Consider the following 18,611-nt stretch of genomic DNA (forward strand, 5'->3'; position numbering starts at 1 on the left):
CTAAAGATAACCATCTTGTCGAGCTTGAACTGAAGTATTAGATTCAAACATTGCGGTTGATAAATATCTTTCACCAAAACTTGGAAGAATCACTATCAATCTTTTATTTATTAGGTCTTTCCTTTCTCCGATTTTTATTGTTGCAGCTAATGCTGCACCGCTGCTTATGCCCGATAACAGACCTTCTAATCGAGCTAATAAACGTCCATAATAAAACGCTTCATCATCATCTATTTGTATAATTTCGTCTATTAATTTAGTATTCAGAACTTTCGGTACGAAACCAGCTCCTATCCCTTGAATAGAATGAGATCCTGCTTGTTCTCCAGAAATAACAGCACTTTTTTTGGGCTCAACGGCATAAATTTTGCAACTTGGATTCACTTTTTTTAAAAAACGTGCGCAACCTGTTATTGTTCCTCCTGTCCCTACTCCTATAACGAGTCCATCTAAATTATTGTTAGATTGAGCCCATATTTCTGGCCCAGTTGTTCTTTCGTGAATATCAGGATTAGCGAAGTTTTCAAATTGATTAAATTGATAGCTATTAGTGATGCTTGAAGACAACTCATTAGCTAAATTTAAAGCTCCTGTCATTCCTTCATTCCCTGGAGTTAGCTGTAATTCTGCACCATAAGCTCTCAACATTGCCCTTCTCTCAATACTCATCGTGTCTGGCATAGTTAATATCAATTTGTAGCCTTTAGCTGCAGCAACCATTGCTAATGCAATTCCAGTATTACCACTCGTCGCTTCAATTAATGTTGTTTTATCTGGTGTAATCAATCCTTCTTCTTCAGCTTTACATAACATTGAATAAGCAATGCGATCTTTAACAGACGCTGATGGATTAAAACTTTCAAGCTTGGCTATTATTTCTGGATAACTATTAAAGTACTTTCTGATTCGATTTAATTTCACTAATGGGGTATCGCCAACCAGAGAAGTAATATCATTTGCTATTTCCATGAAATCATTATTTAAATTGCAAAATTAAATCTCCTTCTTACATAATAAATGTATTGAAAGATCTTTTATATAATTTTCGCAAAAGAATTTAATCTAAAATAACTTTCTTAGTAAGAATATTGATTATTATAAAAGGGAGTTTTGATAATTATTATGTATTCGCTTGAACTAAGTCTTAGATATTCACCTTTTCCGATTTCAATTCAGAAGAAAGAATTAGAGGATGTTAAAAGAATTTATGATGACATAAAAAATTCGATGAATGAAACTGTAGAAACTTCAAATTTGATTGAATTAAGGTGTGACAAAGTTCAAGATAAATTAATTGCTGTCAGAGCTCAAGAAATTATTGCTGTTCAGATATATGAAAAATCATCAGTAGCAGGAGGCGCTAAAAGACCAGGATTTTCTCTCAACATAGACTAATAAAAGTAATGAGATATTCTTTTGACAATGAAATACCTCATATACATTTTAAAGATGTCTCTTTTTCATATCCTGAAAAAAAAGAAAATTTAATTTTTAAATGTAATTTCTCAATTAAAAAACCTGGATTTTGGATGGTTGTTGGTAAAAATGGCAGTGGAAAAAGTACTCTTTTAAAATTAATAAATGGAATAATTAAACCTCAAAATGGAATCGTTAAATGTAAAGCAAATGTTGGTATGGTATTTCAAAATCCTGATCATCAAATATTGATGCCAAATTGCAGGAGCGAACTTCTTCTTAATATTAATCAAAATTTAAGTGATAATGAAATTACTAAAAAAATTGACTATGTGCTCGATCAGGTGGGATTAATTGGTTTTGAAAAGAGACCAGTACACACTTTAAGTGGTGGACAAAAACAACGCTTAACTATTGCATGCGCTCTTATTAGTAATAAAAATTTTATTCTTTTGGATGAGCCTACATCTTTACTTGATCAAAGCAGCCAATTAAAAGTTATAAGAACTCTGAAAAATCTTACAAATGATCATAAAAAACCTTTATCTGCTTTATGGATTACTCACCGTTATGAAGAATTAACTTATGCTGATGCAGTAGCAGAGTTGAAAAATGGTTTTTTATCTAGCTGGCAAGAACCATCAAAATTTCAATATAATTAATTCTTTTACTTGTCATATGGCACTTTAAAGAGCTAAATTCATTTTATATTCCTCGGTAGCTCAGCGGTAGAGCGATCGACTGTTAATCGATTGGTCGCAGGTTCGAATCCCGCCCGGGGAGTTCAATTTTAAGATTTAACTTTCAGGAGACTTCAATAGAAGTCTTTTTTTATTGATTGGAGGTTTGATGGTGGGGAAATGGTGGGGAAATATATCAAAATCGCAAAATTCTTATCTCATATTCAGTCATACACCTTCAGGAAACATCACCCCGACTACCGCCCGGGGAGTTTACTTTCTTAATTTAACTTTTTAAAGACTCATTTAAGAGTCTTTTTTTATGAATCAATTTTGATGAAAACTTGAATCAAAAAAACTATCTAAAAAAATCTAAAGTTTATTATAAGTAAATATAAGAGTAGTTTAATCTAATATTATATTTAGAACAGTAGTGAGAGCATTTACAAACTATAATAAAATACTGTATATATATTAATTTAATAGCTAAATATCAGTAGTTTTAACTACAGTTTATAGAACACAATGTCTATTCTTATTAATAAAAGATCTCAGTAATAAAAACTTTAGTTCTTTGTTTGATTTATCAGGTCCAATGGTCAATTGATGTTTTTTTGAATATGTTTTGAATCACTCTTTTCATGAAGTTCTAGTCATTCCACATATCCTTTTTCTCTTTATCTAAATTATTCCTTTCAAGTAATTCTAACCTTTGTTTTTGCGGATCTATTTCAGTGTCAATTAAGTTTTTATCGTCACTATATTTTGTTTGTATTTCTAAAATAATTATTTCAAATTGCTCTCCAAAAAATTCTGACATTTCTCTCCATGCTTCCATTTCTTCTTCTTTATCGATAGTATCGTTTATCTGATGAGAAATAATTTCTAGTACATATTGTTTAAGTTCTTCATGACTCATCGATTCAACTTTTTTTTGAATATAAAATTCTTTAAGATTTTCTAGTTGTTTTTTTGATAAATCAGAATAGATAAATGACTTCTTTTTCATAAATACTGAGATTTTTTTTAATATAGACAACATTCCCAACTTAAACACTCAGAAAAAATATAAAACTAAAAAATATCAATTTAGACCTCATTGAGAACTGAGATTTATCATTGAATTACATTTTTAGACCATTTAACTGGACACTTTGGATTTAGATATTCCTTAAATTTGGATCACTATTTATGCCGAATATTCTTCTAATTATTAAGAAATAGTTAACAAAATCGAAAGAAATTGTAAAATTTAAACTCTTTTAAAATTTGAAATTTCTCTCTAATACCATGCCATTATTGATTTGGTTGATAAATTTAATTGATAAAATTGTTTACATTAATTCAGCAATCTTTCTAAATTCTTGAGAGAATTGTATTACAAAAAATTAATTTTAATTTAATAGTCTATAAAATATGAAAATTTCAATCCTTTTAATTGAAGATGATCTTGATATGCGTGATTTGGTAGCTAGGCATCTAGAACATTCTGGATTCGATGTTCAAAGAGCTGAAGATGGCATTAAAGGGCAAGCATTAGCTCTTCAATACACACCAGATTTAATACTTTTAGATTTAATGTTGCCAAGTGTTGATGGGTTAACTTTATGTCAGCGCCTTAGAAGGGATGAAAGAACATCAAATATTCCAATTTTGATGATAACAGCATTGGGTGGCCTTAAAGATAAAGTTACCGGTTTTAATTCTGGAGCTGATGACTACATTACTAAACCATTTGATTTAGAAGAATTACATGTACGAATAAAAGCATTATTAAGGAGAACCAATAGAGCACAATTGAATTCTAGTAACCAGCAAGAAATTTTAAATTATGGACCTCTCACTCTTGTTCCAGAAAGATTTGAAGCTATCTGGTTTGAATCTCCTGTTAGATTAACGCATCTTGAATTTGAATTACTTCATTGCCTTTTACAGAGGCATGGTCAAACTGTATCACCAGCATTAATTCTCAAAGAAGTTTGGGGATATGAACCTGACGATGATATTGAGACAATAAGAGTACATATTAGACACTTACGTACTAAGCTAGAACCTGATCCACGTAAGCCTACATATATAAAAACTGTATATGGAGCGGGATATTGTCTTGAGTTACCTATTGGTGCTCAAGTTGAAACTGCCAAGCAAGAGTTTATTCAAGCAAGAAATCCTGATTTAATAAATGCTGCGATAGATTAAATTTCACATATCCTCCATTGAAATTTTTAAAAAAGTAATTTCCCATGCCAACCTGGGTTGAATATTTTTTCTTAAGTGGAATTTTAAATTTTCAAGTTTTTTTACTACATCAACATTGTTTGTCTTTCTCCACCAAATAATTTGAATTAAATTGGCTAAACTAATCTGTTGATAAATCTCTAATTGTTCAGATATTAATTTAGATACTTTTAAAATTTCAAGACTATTTTTTAATGGAGAATCTAATTTACTTATAATTTCATCTGATAATTCATTCCAAATTTCAATATTCTTTAATAGGTGCCTTGGCGATCCATTTGCAGAGTTTATCAAGTCTTGAAGTTTAAAATTTTTATTAATATTGAATTTAGAAGGATCTAAATAATCTTTTAAGATAGAATTTATTTGTTTACCAGAAAAGGATCGAAACCTGACTATTTGACATCGTGAAATTACTGTATCTAAAAGAAGATTTAATTTTGATGTTAATAAAATAAAAATGCCATTACTAGGTTCTTCTAAGGTTTTTAATAGGCAATTTGAGGCTGCTTCGTTTAAAAGATGTGCATCAATAATTAAAATAACTTTTTTTTCTGAGTTTATTGATTTTTGACCAAGAAAAAATTTTATATTACGTATTTGAGAAATCTTAATAACCTCAGATCCACTTTTTGTTCTTTGTTCAAGATCCGAACTTTTTAATCTTTTAGCTTCCAAAAGAGCACTGGGTTCGATAATTAGAAAATCAGGATGGTTATTGTTGTTAATTCTCTCTTCAATATTCCTGCTCGGGGAAGATTGTTTGAAAATCTCTTTTATAAATTGAAAAGCAGTTTGTTTTTTTCCTACGCCTTCTGGACCATAAAATATATAACCATTAGCAAATGATTTGTTTTTAATTATGCTTTTAAGCCATTTATTGTGTTCTTCATTAAATAAAAAATTATGTTTTTTAACCTCAATCATTTTTTATTAGAAAAATTCTTTAATAAAGTCTCTTTAATTTGATTAGAAATGGTTTTAATATTTTGTGAAGCAGATATTACTGTCCAGTTTTTTTCTTTAGCAATTACTTTGAAGCCTTCATTTACTTTTTCCAAAAATCTAATACCTTCTGATTCCATTCTATCTGGGATTTGATTTTTCCTTCGCAAGATACTTTCTTCCGGAGAAATTTCTAAGAAGAAAGTTATGTCAGGATATTTTCCTTGACACACAATAGATTCAATATTTTTAATTATTTCTATATTTATGTTTCTACCATAACCTTGATAAGCCAAAGTGGAGTCGGAAAATCTATCACTAATTACCCAATCATTATTATTTAAAGCAGGTGAAATAATTTTTGAAACGTGCTCAGCTCTATCAGCTGAATAAAGCAATAATTCGGCAAGTGATGATGGCATATTATTTTCATTGTTATCAAGAATCAGTCCTCTTATTTTTTCCCCTAACAGGCTGCCTCCTGGCTCTCTGGTTGTGATTAATTTAGAATCTTTCTTTATTAGACCACTATTTGGAAGCCATTTAGATAGTTCATCTATTTGGGTAGTCTTGCCACATCCATCAATACCTTCAATAACAATAAATTTTCCTTTCATTTAATCCAAAGATAAAGCATTAATTACAACTGTAATAGAGCTAGTTGCCATTAATAATGCTGCGATTGAGGGCGTAAGAAGAATGCCGTACTTGGGGAATAAAATGCCGGCGGCTATCGGTATTGCTATTAAGTTGTAACCAAAAGCCCATATTAGATTCTGCTTTATTTTTCTTATAGTTTTTTTTGCAAGATTTAATGAATAGGGTAATCCATTGAGTTGATCTCCCATCAATACTACATCTGCATTTGCCTTCGCTATTTGAGTTCCTGATCCCACTGCAATTCCTAAGTCTGAGGCTGCTAAGGCTGGTACATCATTAATTCCATCGCCAATCATCGCTACTTTATGATTGATTTTTAAATTTTCTATAATCTTAAGTTTCATGTGAGGCAGAAGATCCCATTTTACTTCCTTTTCTTTACAACCAATTGTTTTTGCTAAAGCTAAAACTGTTTGTTTTCTATCTCCACTTAAAATATTAATTTTAAATTTGTTTTCTCTCAAATTTTGAACTGTTTTAATTGAATCCTCCCTGAGTAAATCCCCTAACAAAATAAAGCCAAATAACTTATTTTTCATACTCACTCCAATAATTGTATTCGTTTGTGTCTCTTCATTTTCAATGACCTTTTTAGCATTACTATCAATAATTATTCCTTTGCTCTGCAGCCATTCAACATTTCCAATATTGATAAGTCCATCAATCGAATCAAGTTCTCCAGAAATCCCTCGACCTGATTCGGTGAAAATTTTTTTAATTGGAAATAAAATTAAGTTTTGTTTTTGGGCCTCTTGAATTAAGGCGTTAGCAATTGGATGTCTGCTTTCCTTTTCTAAACTGGCAGCTAATCTTAATAAGAATTTATGATCATTATTATTTTTATAGTCAACAATAAAAGGCTTTCCTTTTGTTAAGGTACCTGTCTTATCAAAAATAATATGATTAATTTTTGAAGCCATCTCTATTTTGTCACCTCCTTTAAATAAAACCCCTTTTTTTGCTGCTTTACCTGATGCAACAGTGATTACTGTTGGTGTAGCTAAACCTAGTGCACAAGGACAAGCTATTACTAAAACAGCAATTGACAATTGAATTGCTAAGCTCAGGAAATTTTCAGCATTACTACCAAGCGAACTATGAAGCGTGTGGCTTGAGTCTGTTATGAATTGATGATGATTATGATTTAATAAATCAGGCCAAATTTGTTTTGCCCCCTTCCACCAAAAAAAGAAACTTAAAGTCGCAAATATTAGTACAAAGTAAGTAAATTTGCCTGCAATATTATCAGCAATTCTTTGAATAGGAGGCTTATTAGCGTTTACAGACTCAATAAGACTTACTAGTTTTGCAAGAGAAGAATCTCCTCCGACCTTTTGCACTTTTAGTCTAAGAGTTGAATTTAGATTTAAAGATCCACTGGATAAATTGTCGCCTTCTTTTACTTCTATAGGTTTCGATTCTCCAGTAATATGTGAGACATCAACATATGAATTGCCTTGAGTAACAATGCAGTCAGCAGGTACTCTGTCACCTGCTAAAACTTGAATCTCTTGATAAGGTTTTAAAGTGTTTACTCTTATAGACTTTATTTGATTATCTTCTGTGTAGATATTTGCCATTTCAGGTTGAAGCTCTAATAACTCTCCAATGGATGAACCAGTTTGATATCTAGCTCTTTCTTCTAAGAAACGCCCAATCAGAATAAATCCTAATAGCATAACTGGTTCATTAAAAAAACAAGGAAAACCAGTAGCAGGGAATATTAAGGATAGAAGACTTGTTATGTAGGCGCTAGTTACTCCAAGAGCTACTAAAGAATCCATATCCGGGCGGTTCTTTATAAATGATTTAAATCCATTAATAATTATTTCTCTTCCAGGCAATAGTAAAGCTACTGTTGCTAATAAGGCGTGAAAAAATATATTACCTAATATTGGAAAATTTATATATCTTCCTTCTGCAAGATGACCTAAACCTGAAAATAGTAAAAGTAAAAGAGCAAAAGTTAATTTCTGCCATTGATTATTCCATTTCTTTTTTTTTTCTAATTCTGCTTTATTTATTTTTTTTGAGAAATCATTTATGTAAATCTTTGATGGGAAACCATTTGCTTTAAGATTTTCGAGAACTTTTTCTATTTCTATATGTTTCTGGCTACTTTCAAAATATGCACTTTCAGTAAGTAAGTTAACAGAAACATTTTCAATACCATCAGAATTATTCAATATTTTTTCAACAGTACTAACACAACCACCACATTTCATTCCTTTAATGCTTAACTGAATGCTCTCCAAATTTTTCACGATAGAAGCAAATTAATGGTTGATTTCATTTTTAACTATAATAATAAATGTTATAGACTATTTAAATAGTTATTTTTTAAATTATTATATTACTTCTATTAGATTTAAAGCAGTGCCGAGTAATCAAAACAGAGACAATTTTATTGATAAAGCTTTTACTGTAATTGCCGAATCTATAGTAAAAATAATGCCTATTGCAGACAAGGAAAAAAAAGCTTATATCTATTATAGAGATGGCCTTGCTGCCCAAAATAATGGCGATTATTCGGAAGCATTAGAATATTATAAAGAGAGTTTATTGCTTGAAGAAAATAAAATTGATAGGGGTGAGACTCTAAAAAATATGGCAATAATATATATGAGTAACGGTGATGAGGATTTGTCAATTGAAACTTATCAAAAAGCATTAGTAGAAAATCCTAAACAACCATCATGTCTAAAAAATATAGGTTTAATTTATGAGAAAAGAGGAAGATTTGCGGAACAGAATGGTGATTTAGATCAGAGAGATATTTGGTTTGATAAAGCTGCTGAAGTCTGGTCTAAAGCAGTGAGATTATATCCTGGTGGGTATCTTGATATTGAGAATTGGCTGAAAAACTCAGGAAGAAGTTCAATTGATATGTACCTCTAATATTTTTATTTTGATAAAGAATAATCAACTGCTTCTTTAATATTAGAAATCTCTTTGATATTGATTAAATTTTTAAAATTATTATTTAGATCCTCCTCTAATTTTGGCACCACGATATTTTTGATACCTAATCTTGCAGCCTCTTCTATCTTTGGTCTAAGGTTATTAGATTGTCTAACTTGACCGCTTAAGCCCAATTCTCCAATAAATGAGCTACTTGCCAAAGGAGGAATATTTTTCAAACTTGATAAAATTGATATTGCTACTCCCAAGTCAGATGACGGATCATTTATCTCGAAACCACCCCCAGTAGCTACATAACAATCAAATTCAGATAATTTAATGCCTACATGTTTTTCAATAACAGCTAAAATTTGATGTAATCTGTTAATGCTAATTCCAGTTGTAGTACGTCTTGGATTACTGTAAAAAGTTTTATTTACTAGTGCTTGGATGTCAACAGCGAATGGTCGAGTACCTTCATTAGTTATCGTAGTTGTTACACCTGCAATATTTTCTTTATTTGTAAAAATTGAACTTGGGTTTTTTATCTCTCGTAAGCCTTCTTCAAGCATTTCAAAAATTCCAATTTCAAAGGTGGATCCAAATCGATTTTTTATACTTCTTAGTAATCTATATGAAGAAATATTATCTCCTTCAAAGTTTATTACTACATCAACTAAATGCTCCAGAGTTTTTGGACCAGCTAAAGCCCCATCTTTTGTCACATGACCAATTATTAGAAGTGCAATATTATTTTCTTTGGCAAGATTTTGTAATTCAGATGAACATGCTCTAACTTGTGAAACTGATCCTGGCGAACTTTCCATCTCATGATTATGGATAGCTTGAATACTATCAATAATTGCAAAACTTGGACTTACTCTTTTGATCTCATCAATAATTAGGGATAAATTGGTTTCTGCAAAAATTTGTAAATCAATACTGTTTTGATTTAATCTTTCCCATCTGATTTTTACTTGTTCTAAAGATTCTTCTGCAGTAACGTATAAAACTTTCTCATTGAGAGATATTTTTCCTGCTGATTGAAGAACTATTGTACTTTTCCCTATACCTGGCTCTCCTCCTAGTAAAACAACAGATCCAGGGACTATCCCACCTCCAAGAACTCGATCAAATTCCCTAAAACCACTCGTCAATCTTGATATTTTTTTAGATGAAATTTCATTAAACGATACAGCTTTCTTACTATTTTTTATATCTTGATATTTAGATCTTTTGCTTTTAATTTCTTCAACAATTGAATTCCATGAGTTGCAATTAAGGCATTTCCCAAAGTATTGAGAAGTTTCAGTTCCGCAATTTTGACAAATAAAAGTCGACAATTTGCTAGACATTTAGTTTTTGAATAAAGTAATGGAACTAGAATGTTTGGGATTTTGCCCCTCTACAAGTTAGATTAGGTTAATAATAAATTCTCTTACTGATTAGCTAATAGAAACAAATGGCTCTATCTAGTCAAACTAAAGAAACAATTCTTGTCGCAGATGACGAGGCAAGTATTAGAAGAATTCTGGAGACGCGTCTCTCCATGATTGGCTACAAAGTTGTAACTGCTAGTGATGGTAAAGAAGCACTAAAGTTATTTAAAGATTTTGAGCCTGATTTAGTAGTACTTGACGTCATGATGCCAAAGTTAGATGGTTATGGAGTGTGTCAAGAATTAAGGAAAGATTCTGATGTCCCAATTGTTATGCTAACTGCACTAGGAGATGTTGCAGATAGGATAACAGGTTTAGAATTAGGGGCTGATGATTATGTGGTAAAACCATTTAGTCCTAAGGAATTAGAAGCTAGAATTAGATGCGTTCTAAGAAGAATTGACAAAGAACAAATACCTGGAATGCCTAATTCAGGATTAATTTTGGTTACTGATATAAAAATTGATACAAATCGAAGACAGGTTTTTAAAAGCGATGAGAGAATCAGATTGACTGGGATGGAATTTAGTCTCCTAGAGCTTTTGGTAAGTAGGTCAGGAGAACCATTTAGTAGGGGAGAGATTTTAAAAGAGGTTTGGGGATATACGCCTGAGAGACATGTAGATACAAGAGTAGTCGATGTTCATATATCAAGACTAAGATCAAAACTGGAGGCTGATCCGGCAAACCCTGAATTGATATTAACAGCAAGAGGCACAGGATATCTTTTCCAAAGGATTGTCGATATTGCTCCTTTTGATGGTAAATAAATGAGGAAAGAAAATGTACATAAAATTAATAAATCCAGAGCTATCAGAAGATTAGTTATTTGGTATAAAAGAAATTCGGCTGTAACGTCAATAGTTGATACTGCTGCTAATTCTGCAGTAACGGCTAGCAATGTCGCTGGTAACGTAGTTTCCGGTGCTGGATCTGTCGTAAGCACAGCTAGTAATGTTGCTAGTAATGTTGCAGGTAATGTTGCAGGTAATGTGGTTTCAAGCGCTGAATCTGTTGTGAATACTGCTAGCAGTGTAGTCTCAAATGCTAGTTCATTGGCTAAAAATACATTACAGCCATTAGTTTTTGACCCATTAAAAAGATTACAAAATAGCGATAATATTTTAGATAAGGTGGAGGATGCGAAATCTAATAGAATTTGGATCGCAGTTGATGGCATGGGTGGAGATTATGCTCCTGGGCCAATTCTCCAGGGTTGCCTTGAAGCGATAAGCAGATTTCCAATAAATATAAAGTTTGTTGGCAAAATTGAAACAGTTAAAAATGAGGCAGAAAAAATTGGTTTACTAGAATTACTTGAAAAAGAAATAGACAATAATCGTCTTGAATTAATTGATAGTGGAGATCCTATAGGAATGAATGAAGAAGCTACTGCAGTCAGAAAAAAGAAAAACGCAAGTATAAATGTTGCAATGGATTTAGTAAGGAATAATAAAGCACAAGCTGTTTACTCAGCTGGCAATTCAGGAGCGATGATGGCTTCTGCGATATTTAGAATTGGTAGATTGAAAGGGATTGATAGACCCGCTATAGGCGCATTATTTCCTACAAGGGATCAAACTCGCCCTGTATTAGTTTTAGATGTTGGAGCAAATACTGATTGTAAACCATCTTATCTTCATCAGTTTGCTCTTCTAGGTAATATTTATGCAAAAGATGTCTTGCAAGTAAAAAAACCAAGAATTGGCCTTTTAAATATCGGAGAAGAAGAATGCAAAGGTAATGATTTATCTCTAAAAACATTTGAATTACTGTCTACTGAAAAAAGTTTTGATTTTGCAGGTAATTGTGAAGGTCGAGATGTATTATCAGGTAGTTTTGATGTAGTAGTCTGTGATGGGTTTACCGGTAATATATTATTAAAATTTCTTGAGTCTGTGGGAGGCGTTTTATTAGATATTTTGAGAGCTGAGCTTCCAAGAGGGAGGCGGGGAAAAGTTGGTTCAGCTTTTTTAAAAAGTAATCTAATCAGAATAAAGAAAAGGTTAGATCATGCTGAACATGGTGGTGCCTTATTACTTGGGGTAAACGGTATTTGCGTGATCGGCCATGGAAGTAGTAAGTCTTTATCAGTCGTTAGTGCTCTGCGCTTAGCTCACTCGGCGGTGAATCATAACGTAATGGAAAATTTAAATCAACTTCAAAAGCTTCAAGTTTTAAATTCTTAAAACATATTTCGTCAAATTTATGTTTGACTTATATAAGTAACTAAAAAACTCTTTTGGAAGGAATAAAGTTTAATCAGATTGGTATCTCATTTAAAGGAAGTGGAAGTTATGTACCTGATCAAATACTAACCAATCAAACAATTAGTCAAAAGGTAGATACGAGTGATGAATGGATCAAATCTAGAACTGGTATTTCTGAGAGAAGGATTTCTAGCTTAGGAGATAATGTCACTCAGATGGGTTATGAGGCGGCAATAACTGCGATTGAAATGGCTAATTGGGATATTAAAACTATTGATTTGATTGTCTTAGCTACTTCTACTCCGCATGATTTATTTGGTTCAGCACCATCTATTCAAGCTAAATTGGGGGCCAGTAATGCTGTAGCTTTCGATTTAACGGCGGCATGCAGTGGTTTTTTATTCGCCTTAATAACAGCCTCACAATTTTTAAAAGGGGGAAGTTTTAAAAGGGCTATTGTTATAGGGGCAGATCAATTATCAAGCTTTGTTGATTGGAATGATAGAAGAAGTTGTATTCTTTTTGGAGATGGTGCGGGTGCATTGGCAATTGAAGCCACAAATGAATTTGATAATTTTCTTGGTTTTGATATGAGAACTGATGGGGAGAGGGGTTCTTTTCTTAATCTTCCATCAAAAAATAATAAGGATTCAATAATTGATACCATTGATTTTTTAAGTGGCGGTTTTTCTCCTATTCAAATGAATGGTCAGGAAGTTTATAAATTTGCAGTTAGAGAAGTTCCGATAATTCTTGAAAAGTTGTTTAGAAAAATCAATTTTAGTTCTGATGAAGTTGATTGGCTTGTATTGCATCAAGCTAATCAAAGAATATTGGATTCTGTAGGGGAAAGGTTAAAAATTCCTAGAGAAAAAGTTCTAAGCAATTTAGAAAAATATGGCAATACCTCAGCAGCAACAATTCCACTAATGATGGATGAGGCTATTAAAAATAATATAATAAAACAAAATGATATTATTGCCACAAGTGGTTTTGGCGCTGGGCTAAGTTGGGGTGCAGCCCTCATTAAATGGGGTTAAAACAAAATAGGAACACTATGACAGTTGCATGGGTATTCCCTGGACAGGGATCGCAAAAAATTGGAATGGCAAAACAAATTGAAAATTTGCCCAACACAAAGGAGAGGTTTAGTTATGCTTCTAAGATATTTGAGAGAAATTTATATGAAATTTGTGAATTTAATTCTGAACCAACTAATCCTCTGAGTGATTTGAATGACACAAGAAATACACAAATTTGTCTTTTTTTAGTTGAATCGATTTTATTAGATGCCTTAAAGGCAAATGGTTTCAAACCAACTTATGTAGCTGGGCATAGTCTAGGAGAAATTTCGGCACTATACTGTGCGGATGTTTTTTCATTCGAAGATTGTGTATCACTAATAAAAGTAAGGTCTCAATTAATGGTAAATGCTGGGAAAGGATCTATGGCAGCTGTAATTGGTTTTGATAGAAATCAACTTGATTTATTAGTAAAAAAAATTGATGATATTGTAATTGCTAATGATAATAGCTCCTCCCAAGTTGTCTTATCAGGATCTAATGAAGCGTTAGATAATTTATCTAGAGAAATCTCTTGTAAAAGATTCCTGAAATTGAATGTTTCTGGTGCATTTCATTCGCCATTCATGGATGAGCCTTCAGCAAAATTTGCTGAGTATTTAAAACAGATTAAATTTAAAAATCCTTCTTTCCCAGTCATAAGTAATTATGAACCTTCACTTTGCAGCGATCCAAATGAGCTTAAGATGAGATTGGAAAATCAAATGTGTAATGGAGTGAGGTGGCGAGAAACTATGGATTTAATGGCAAAAGATAGTGATCTTCATATTGTTGAAATTGGCCCTTCAAATGTACTTAGCGGTTTAGGAAAAAGACATCTGAAGGAGGTGAAAATTTCTCAAGTTTCATCTTCTGATCAAATAAATTATTAATTCGTATGAAAAATGATATTTTTCAAAAATTAATTTATCAATTAGTTAGCAAACTTTTTGTATTACCTATTTATAAATGTGTATTTCAAGGTCATTTAATAGGTAGAGAAAATATTCCGCAAAAAGATTCTTTTATAATGGTTTCTAATCATGGTTCTTTACTTGATCCTCCATTGTTAGGTCATGCTCTTGGACGCAATATATCCTTTATGGCTAAGGCAGAGCTTTTTAAAATACCTTTTCTTGGCTTCGTCATTAAGGCTTGTGGAGCGTATCCTGTAAAGAGGGGAATTGCTGATAAAAATACCATTAAAACAGCATGTAAAAAATTATCAAATAACAATTCTATTGGAATTTTTATTGATGGCACTCGTCAAACAAATGGGCGTGTTAATAAGCCAAAACAAGGTGCCGCATTATTAGCCTTTAAAAATCAAAAATTATTATTGCCTGTTGCAATAGTTAATTCACATAGACTCATAAGATTTAAATTTTGTATTCCTTTCTTCTCAAAAATAGTTATTAAAGTGGGAAAACCTATTCAACCTCCACAAAGCTCATCAAGAGATCATTTAAATTCTGTAACCATGAACCTTCAAGCTAATATTAATAATTTGATTGGATAAATACTTAGTTAATTGGGGAAATAGGGTAAAGTGGCAAAACTTGTTGCCATGAATTTATATTTGCATTTAAGAAATTGTTATTGGATAAATTTAATAATTCTGTTAAATCTTCATCATCCTCATAATTAGCCTCAAAAAAAAGTTCTTTACTATTCAATTCTTTAATAACTTTTGGTAAAACTATTTCTCGAATGACTAGATCCCCATTCTTTTGTTTGTTCTGATAAATTTCATATTTACCTGCAATGAATCCCTTTCGTTTTAATTGTTTATAAATCCAGAATGATTGTTTGTTTATAAAAATATTATTTTTTGAGGCTATTCTTTTTGCCATTATTTCAAATGCACTAAAACTGTTTAAGGGACAATTTATTTGTTGTGCAATAGTTCTTGCTAAAACTACAATAAGTCTTGAAGCATTAAAATTTGCTGGCCCTATGCTGACAGATATCTTGTTTACTTTTTTTAAATTATCTTTAGAAATAAATTTGTTCAAATCAATAATCAAGTTGTTACATAAGTCATTATCGAATTTTTTGATAAATAATTCATCTGATTCTAAATGATTATTTTTTCTATATCCAAAGCCAAAAGAATTGTCTGTGCTATGTATCACTAATTGAGGGTAGTTTAGTCTTTGTTTGATATTATGTTTCATCTATTACCTTTAAACAGGTAATTCTAAACCTGGATTACATTTAGACCATTTACCAAATTCATTAGTAAAACTTTCACAAGATTGAACATCCCAATCAGTTTTATAACCACCATTCTTATCTTTAACTATACTGACATGAATAAAAGGTTTTTTTGCTTTAAAATCAGGTACATCACAAATATTATCAACTCCATGATTTTTCTCGACATCATGATAAGTGATACATCTGTCAACCCATTTACAGTTGATGCAAATGCACATAATTAATAAATCAGATGAAAAGTAATAACATACTCACTGATCATACACTAATAATTGATGAATTAGAAAGAAGTATAAAATTTTATAATTGGAATTCTATCTTATCTTTTTTACCTAAAGGATCATATTTAGTTGGTGGTTACATTAGGGATATTATTTTGGGCAGATTAACTAAAGAGATAGATGTCGATATTGTGGTGCCTTTAAATGCTATTGAAATTGGAAAAAAGATTTCAGAAAATATTGAATCTAAATTTATTATTTTAGATAAGAAAAGAGAAGTAGTAAGAATTATTCTTAATCATATTTCAATTGATATTGCTAGCCAGATTTCCTCCACGATTGAAGGAGATTTGAGTAGTAGGGACTTTTCAATTAATTCAATTGCTTTTTTATTTGATAAGAAGTGTTTGTTTGATCCATTTAATGGCTTAAAAGATTTAGAATATTCATTGCTAAGAACTTATTCAGAAATAAATCTACTAAATGATCCATTAAGAATATTAAGATGTTTGCGATTTGTTGCAGAATTGAATTTTGACATTGATTTGAAATTAGTTACTTTCATAAGAAAAAATAAAAAGAAATTATCTCTTGTTGCCAAAGAGAGGATTAATTATGAAGTGCAAAAAATCGTTAATGGGAAAAATGCCCTTGAGGCTGTAATTTTGGTGAAAAAATTTAATATATTTGGATCTGATGATTTTTATAAAAATTCTTTTTTTTTGGATTTACAGAAAATTAATTATTCAGAACTTAACCAGCATGAAAAGGAAAAATTTCTACCATTTTTTTTTATTAGCCAAATTTTAGATGAGTTATCTCTAGAAAAATTTAAATTTAGTAGAGCTGAAATTTCAAAAATTAAGTTATTGCGAAAATGGCACTTTTTGTTGGAGAAAAAAAATATTGATCAATTAAATGAATTTGATAGATTCCTATTGCATCAAGAATTAGAGATGTTTCTTCCAACTTTTATTTTTAATTTACCTCAGAATATACGATTAGATTGGCTAAATAGATGGCGTGACAAGGATGATAAATTATTTCATCCCTCAAATTTACTTAATGGTGATGTAATCAAAAAGAATTTAAGAATAGAGGATGGGCCTATCTTAGGAGAGCTTTTAAAGTATCTTTCAAAGGAGCTTGCATTTAAAAGGTTGAATAATTTTGATGAAGCTATTTATAAAGCAAAGCAATGGATTGAACAAAATGCGCCAAAATGTGATTAAATACACATAGCTTAGTTTTGTTTAGAAGTTCAGACTTCAAAATCATTTTTAAAATTTATGAGCATTCGCATTTACATTGGCAACTTACCACAAGGATTTAACCAAAAAGAATTTGATACGATTTTAAAATCAGTTTCTGATTCGATTAGATTTAAAGCAGTTTTAGATAAGGAAACTAAGGAATGCAGGGGCTTTGGTTTCGCGACAACAAATAATGAGGAGAATGCTAATCTAGTAATTCAAAAATTAAACGGTTTTGAATTTAATGGTTCCAAATTAAGAGTAGAGTTATCAGAAAAGAAAGATTCTGGTTCAAATAAAAGAAATAGTGGACACTTAAATAAGAATAAGAAGAGGAAAAATTTTAAGAAAATTGTACATAGTGATGCTCCTAATCTTGAAGCACCTGATCCAAGATGGGCTGGAGAACTATCAAAATTAAAAGATCTGTTGGCTAATCAGAAAACTCCTGCTTAATTATTTAATTCGAGAAATTAAAAAAGATATAGGAATCTCAAAAGCTTTTACTGAATTTTTTACAAAAGCTCTATTATTAAAAACATCATAGTCTAATCTTTCAATAGAATCTAATATTCCTCTATAGAGTCTCAGAGATGTCCAAACAGGCCATCTTGCGTCTGACGATAGCCACTTAATTCCATCTTCAGACTTTTGAAACCAATCTCGAGCCCTAGTTAATTCAAAGTTCATAAGCTCCTTCCACTGATTGTTGATTTCGCCTTTTAAAAGTTCTTCTTCAGAATAATTAAATTTTTCAATATCTTCTTGTGGGAGATAAATTCTACCCCTTTGCCTATCTTCACCTACATCTCTCAATATATTCGTTAATTGATTGGCTATGCCCAAAGCTATAGCTGATTCTGAGGGGTCAGGCTTCGAACTCCATGGTGCCGTTGTATAAGCGCTATCAATTCCCATGACATTCTGCGTCATTAAACCAACAGTCCCTGCGACTCTATAACAATAGAGTTTTAATTCTTCAAAATCTTTGTATCTAAATTTATTAAGATCCATTCTCTGACCATCTATCATATCTAGATAAGGTTGAATATTTTGTGGATATTTTTCGATGGTATCTAATAGAACTGCATCTAATTCAGATTTAATATTGCCATTAAATACATTCTTTGTATTTTCTTCCCATGCATCTAAATTATCTGAAAGTTCATCTCGCGATTTAGATGAAGCTTCAACGCTATCCATTATTTCATCTGTTCTTCTACACCATACATAAATAGCCCATATAGCTTTCCTTTTTTTTAGTGGTAGTAGAAGAGTACCCAAGTAAAAGGTTTTAGCCCATTTTTGAGTTTCTTTACGGCATATTTCATATGCTTGATCTAGTTGAGAAATTGAATTTTTCAAAA

Annotated in this window: 20 protein-coding genes and 1 tRNA gene; 12 read left to right on the forward strand and 9 right to left on the reverse strand. The window is 31.3% G+C overall.

Going from position 1 to position 18,611, the window contains the following annotated elements:
• Positions 1–969 carry a cysteine synthase A gene (gene cysK / locus HA146_RS00690; protein ID WP_209107688.1) on the reverse strand — a complete coding sequence of 323 codons (969 nt, stop codon included), beginning with the start codon at positions 967–969 and terminating at the stop codon, positions 1–3.
• Between the two features lie 153 nt (positions 970–1,122).
• Here cysK and HA146_RS00695 point away from each other — a divergent pair, with 153 nt between their 5' ends.
• The 3 genes from HA146_RS00695 to HA146_RS00705 all read left to right on the forward strand — a co-directional run bounded on the left by HA146_RS00695 (position 1,123) and on the right by HA146_RS00705 (position 2,199).
• A complete protein-coding gene (locus HA146_RS00695; protein ID WP_209107689.1) occupies positions 1,123–1,395 on the forward strand; it encodes a hypothetical protein in 273 nt (90 codons plus the stop codon).
• An 8-nt stretch (positions 1,396–1,403) separates the two neighbouring features.
• Positions 1,404–2,078, forward strand: a complete 675-nt coding sequence (locus HA146_RS00700) for an ABC transporter ATP-binding protein (protein ID WP_209107690.1) — start codon at positions 1,404–1,406, stop codon at positions 2,076–2,078.
• A 49-nt stretch (positions 2,079–2,127) separates the two neighbouring features.
• Positions 2,128–2,199: transfer RNA gene (locus HA146_RS00705), tRNA-Asn, on the forward strand.
• 546 nt (positions 2,200–2,745) lie between these two features.
• Here the strand turns inward: HA146_RS00705 and HA146_RS00710 are convergent.
• Positions 2,746–3,105, reverse strand: coding sequence for a DUF7326 family protein (locus HA146_RS00710; RefSeq protein ID WP_209107691.1), 360 nt, complete (start codon positions 3,103–3,105; stop codon positions 2,746–2,748).
• A gap of 407 nt (positions 3,106–3,512) precedes the next feature.
• Between HA146_RS00710 and HA146_RS00715 the strand changes: the two genes are divergently transcribed.
• A complete protein-coding gene (locus HA146_RS00715; RefSeq protein WP_209107692.1) occupies positions 3,513–4,295 on the forward strand; it encodes a response regulator transcription factor in 783 nt (260 codons plus the stop codon).
• Positions 4,296–4,298: 3 nt separating this feature from the next.
• On the opposite strand, the gene HA146_RS00720 is transcribed toward HA146_RS00715, so the two are convergent.
• From HA146_RS00720 to HA146_RS00730, 3 genes are read right to left on the reverse strand one after another with little or no spacing between them, the layout of a single operon-like run.
• A complete protein-coding gene (locus HA146_RS00720; protein WP_209107693.1) occupies positions 4,299–5,261 on the reverse strand; it encodes a DNA polymerase III subunit delta' in 963 nt (320 codons plus the stop codon).
• Positions 5,258–5,896 carry a dTMP kinase gene (gene tmk, locus HA146_RS00725; protein WP_209107694.1) on the reverse strand — a complete coding sequence of 213 codons (639 nt, stop codon included), beginning with the start codon at positions 5,894–5,896 and terminating at the stop codon, positions 5,258–5,260. Before tmk ends, HA146_RS00720 begins: the two co-directional genes overlap by 4 nt.
• On the reverse strand, positions 5,897–8,194 hold the full coding sequence (locus HA146_RS00730) for a heavy metal translocating P-type ATPase (protein ID WP_209107786.1): 2,298 nt from the start codon (positions 8,192–8,194) through the stop codon (positions 5,897–5,899).
• 121 nt (positions 8,195–8,315) lie between these two features.
• Between HA146_RS00730 and HA146_RS00735 the strand changes: the two genes are divergently transcribed.
• Positions 8,316–8,837, forward strand: coding sequence for a photosystem I assembly protein Ycf3 (locus HA146_RS00735; RefSeq protein WP_209107695.1), 522 nt, complete (start codon positions 8,316–8,318; stop codon positions 8,835–8,837).
• A gap of 5 nt (positions 8,838–8,842) precedes the next feature.
• Here the strand turns inward: HA146_RS00735 and radA are convergent, their stop codons facing one another.
• Positions 8,843–10,195, reverse strand: a complete 1,353-nt coding sequence (radA, locus tag HA146_RS00740) for a DNA repair protein RadA (RefSeq protein ID WP_209107696.1) — start codon at positions 10,193–10,195, stop codon at positions 8,843–8,845.
• Between the two features lie 107 nt (positions 10,196–10,302).
• On the opposite strand from radA, the gene rpaB reads away from it, so the two are divergent.
• The 5 genes from rpaB to HA146_RS00765 are packed head-to-tail and all read left to right on the forward strand — an operon-like array spanning position 10,303 to position 15,069.
• The gene (rpaB, locus tag HA146_RS00745) at positions 10,303–11,049 is read left to right on the forward strand and encodes a response regulator transcription factor RpaB (protein ID WP_209107697.1); all 747 of its coding nucleotides are present in this window, start codon (positions 10,303–10,305) and stop codon (positions 11,047–11,049) included.
• Positions 11,050–12,468 carry a phosphate acyltransferase PlsX gene (plsX, locus tag HA146_RS00750; protein ID WP_209107698.1) on the forward strand — a complete coding sequence of 473 codons (1,419 nt, stop codon included), beginning with the start codon at positions 11,050–11,052 and terminating at the stop codon, positions 12,466–12,468.
• A 53-nt stretch (positions 12,469–12,521) separates the two neighbouring features.
• Positions 12,522–13,529, forward strand: coding sequence for a beta-ketoacyl-ACP synthase III (locus HA146_RS00755; protein ID WP_209107699.1), 1,008 nt, complete (start codon positions 12,522–12,524; stop codon positions 13,527–13,529).
• A 17-nt stretch (positions 13,530–13,546) separates the two neighbouring features.
• The gene (gene fabD, locus HA146_RS00760; protein ID WP_209107787.1) at positions 13,547–14,443 is read left to right on the forward strand and encodes an ACP S-malonyltransferase; all 897 of its coding nucleotides are present in this window, start codon (positions 13,547–13,549) and stop codon (positions 14,441–14,443) included.
• 5 nt (positions 14,444–14,448) lie between these two features.
• A complete protein-coding gene (locus HA146_RS00765; protein WP_209107700.1) occupies positions 14,449–15,069 on the forward strand; it encodes a lysophospholipid acyltransferase family protein in 621 nt (206 codons plus the stop codon).
• 4 nt (positions 15,070–15,073) lie between these two features.
• Here the strand turns inward: HA146_RS00765 and HA146_RS00770 are convergent, their stop codons facing one another.
• Positions 15,074–15,727: a molecular chaperone gene (locus tag HA146_RS00770; RefSeq protein WP_209107701.1), complete on the reverse strand. Its 654-nt coding sequence runs from the start codon at positions 15,725–15,727 to the stop codon at positions 15,074–15,076.
• Positions 15,728–15,736: 9 nt separating this feature from the next.
• Complete coding sequence (locus HA146_RS00775; RefSeq protein WP_209107702.1) at positions 15,737–15,988, reverse strand: Ycf34 family protein; 252 nt, start codon at positions 15,986–15,988, stop codon at positions 15,737–15,739.
• A gap of 14 nt (positions 15,989–16,002) precedes the next feature.
• Here HA146_RS00775 and HA146_RS00780 point away from each other — a divergent pair, with 14 nt between their 5' ends.
• The gene (locus HA146_RS00780; RefSeq protein ID WP_209107703.1) at positions 16,003–17,223 is read left to right on the forward strand and encodes a CCA tRNA nucleotidyltransferase; all 1,221 of its coding nucleotides are present in this window, start codon (positions 16,003–16,005) and stop codon (positions 17,221–17,223) included.
• 57 nt (positions 17,224–17,280) lie between these two features.
• On the forward strand, positions 17,281–17,700 hold the full coding sequence (locus tag HA146_RS00785; protein WP_209107704.1) for an RNA recognition motif domain-containing protein: 420 nt from the start codon (positions 17,281–17,283) through the stop codon (positions 17,698–17,700).
• Here the strand turns inward: HA146_RS00785 and HA146_RS00790 are convergent, their stop codons facing one another.
• Positions 17,701–18,609, reverse strand: coding sequence for a phytoene synthase (locus HA146_RS00790; protein WP_209107705.1), 909 nt, complete (start codon positions 18,607–18,609; stop codon positions 17,701–17,703).
• Positions 18,610–18,611 lie beyond the last annotated feature (2 nt).

The sequence above is a fragment of the Prochlorococcus marinus CUG1416 genome (assembly GCF_017695965.1).
Lineage (GTDB): Bacteria > Cyanobacteriota > Cyanobacteriia > PCC-6307 > Cyanobiaceae > Prochlorococcus_A.

Excerpts from the sequence above, each read along its gene's own strand:
- HA146_RS00710 (WP_209107691.1), bottom strand. The coding sequence starts at position 3,105 with ATGAAAAAGAAGTCATTTATCTATTCTGATTTATCAAAAAAACAACTA.
- HA146_RS00765 (WP_209107700.1), top strand. The coding sequence starts at position 14,449 with ATGAAAAATGATATTTTTCAAAAATTAATTTATCAATTAGTTAGCAAA.
- HA146_RS00770 (WP_209107701.1), bottom strand. The coding sequence starts at position 15,727 with ATGAAACATAATATCAAACAAAGACTAAACTACCCTCAATTAGTGATA.
- HA146_RS00785 (WP_209107704.1), top strand. The coding sequence starts at position 17,281 with ATGAGCATTCGCATTTACATTGGCAACTTACCACAAGGATTTAACCAA.
- HA146_RS00715 (WP_209107692.1), top strand. The coding sequence starts at position 3,513 with ATGAAAATTTCAATCCTTTTAATTGAAGATGATCTTGATATGCGTGAT.
- HA146_RS00720 (WP_209107693.1), bottom strand. The coding sequence starts at position 5,261 with ATGATTGAGGTTAAAAAACATAATTTTTTATTTAATGAAGAACACAAT.
- HA146_RS00780 (WP_209107703.1), top strand. The coding sequence starts at position 16,003 with ATGAAAAGTAATAACATACTCACTGATCATACACTAATAATTGATGAA.
- HA146_RS00775 (WP_209107702.1), bottom strand. The coding sequence starts at position 15,988 with ATGTGCATTTGCATCAACTGTAAATGGGTTGACAGATGTATCACTTAT.
- rpaB (WP_209107697.1), top strand. The coding sequence starts at position 10,303 with ATGGCTCTATCTAGTCAAACTAAAGAAACAATTCTTGTCGCAGATGAC.
- tmk (WP_209107694.1), bottom strand. The coding sequence starts at position 5,896 with ATGAAAGGAAAATTTATTGTTATTGAAGGTATTGATGGATGTGGCAAG.
- HA146_RS00700 (WP_209107690.1), top strand. The coding sequence starts at position 1,404 with ATGAGATATTCTTTTGACAATGAAATACCTCATATACATTTTAAAGAT.
- cysK (WP_209107688.1), bottom strand. The coding sequence starts at position 969 with ATGGAAATAGCAAATGATATTACTTCTCTGGTTGGCGATACCCCATTA.
- fabD (WP_209107787.1), top strand. The coding sequence starts at position 13,547 with ATGACAGTTGCATGGGTATTCCCTGGACAGGGATCGCAAAAAATTGGA.
- radA (WP_209107696.1), bottom strand. The coding sequence starts at position 10,195 with ATGTCTAGCAAATTGTCGACTTTTATTTGTCAAAATTGCGGAACTGAA.
- HA146_RS00695 (WP_209107689.1), top strand. The coding sequence starts at position 1,123 with ATGTATTCGCTTGAACTAAGTCTTAGATATTCACCTTTTCCGATTTCA.
- plsX (WP_209107698.1), top strand. The coding sequence starts at position 11,050 with ATGAGGAAAGAAAATGTACATAAAATTAATAAATCCAGAGCTATCAGA.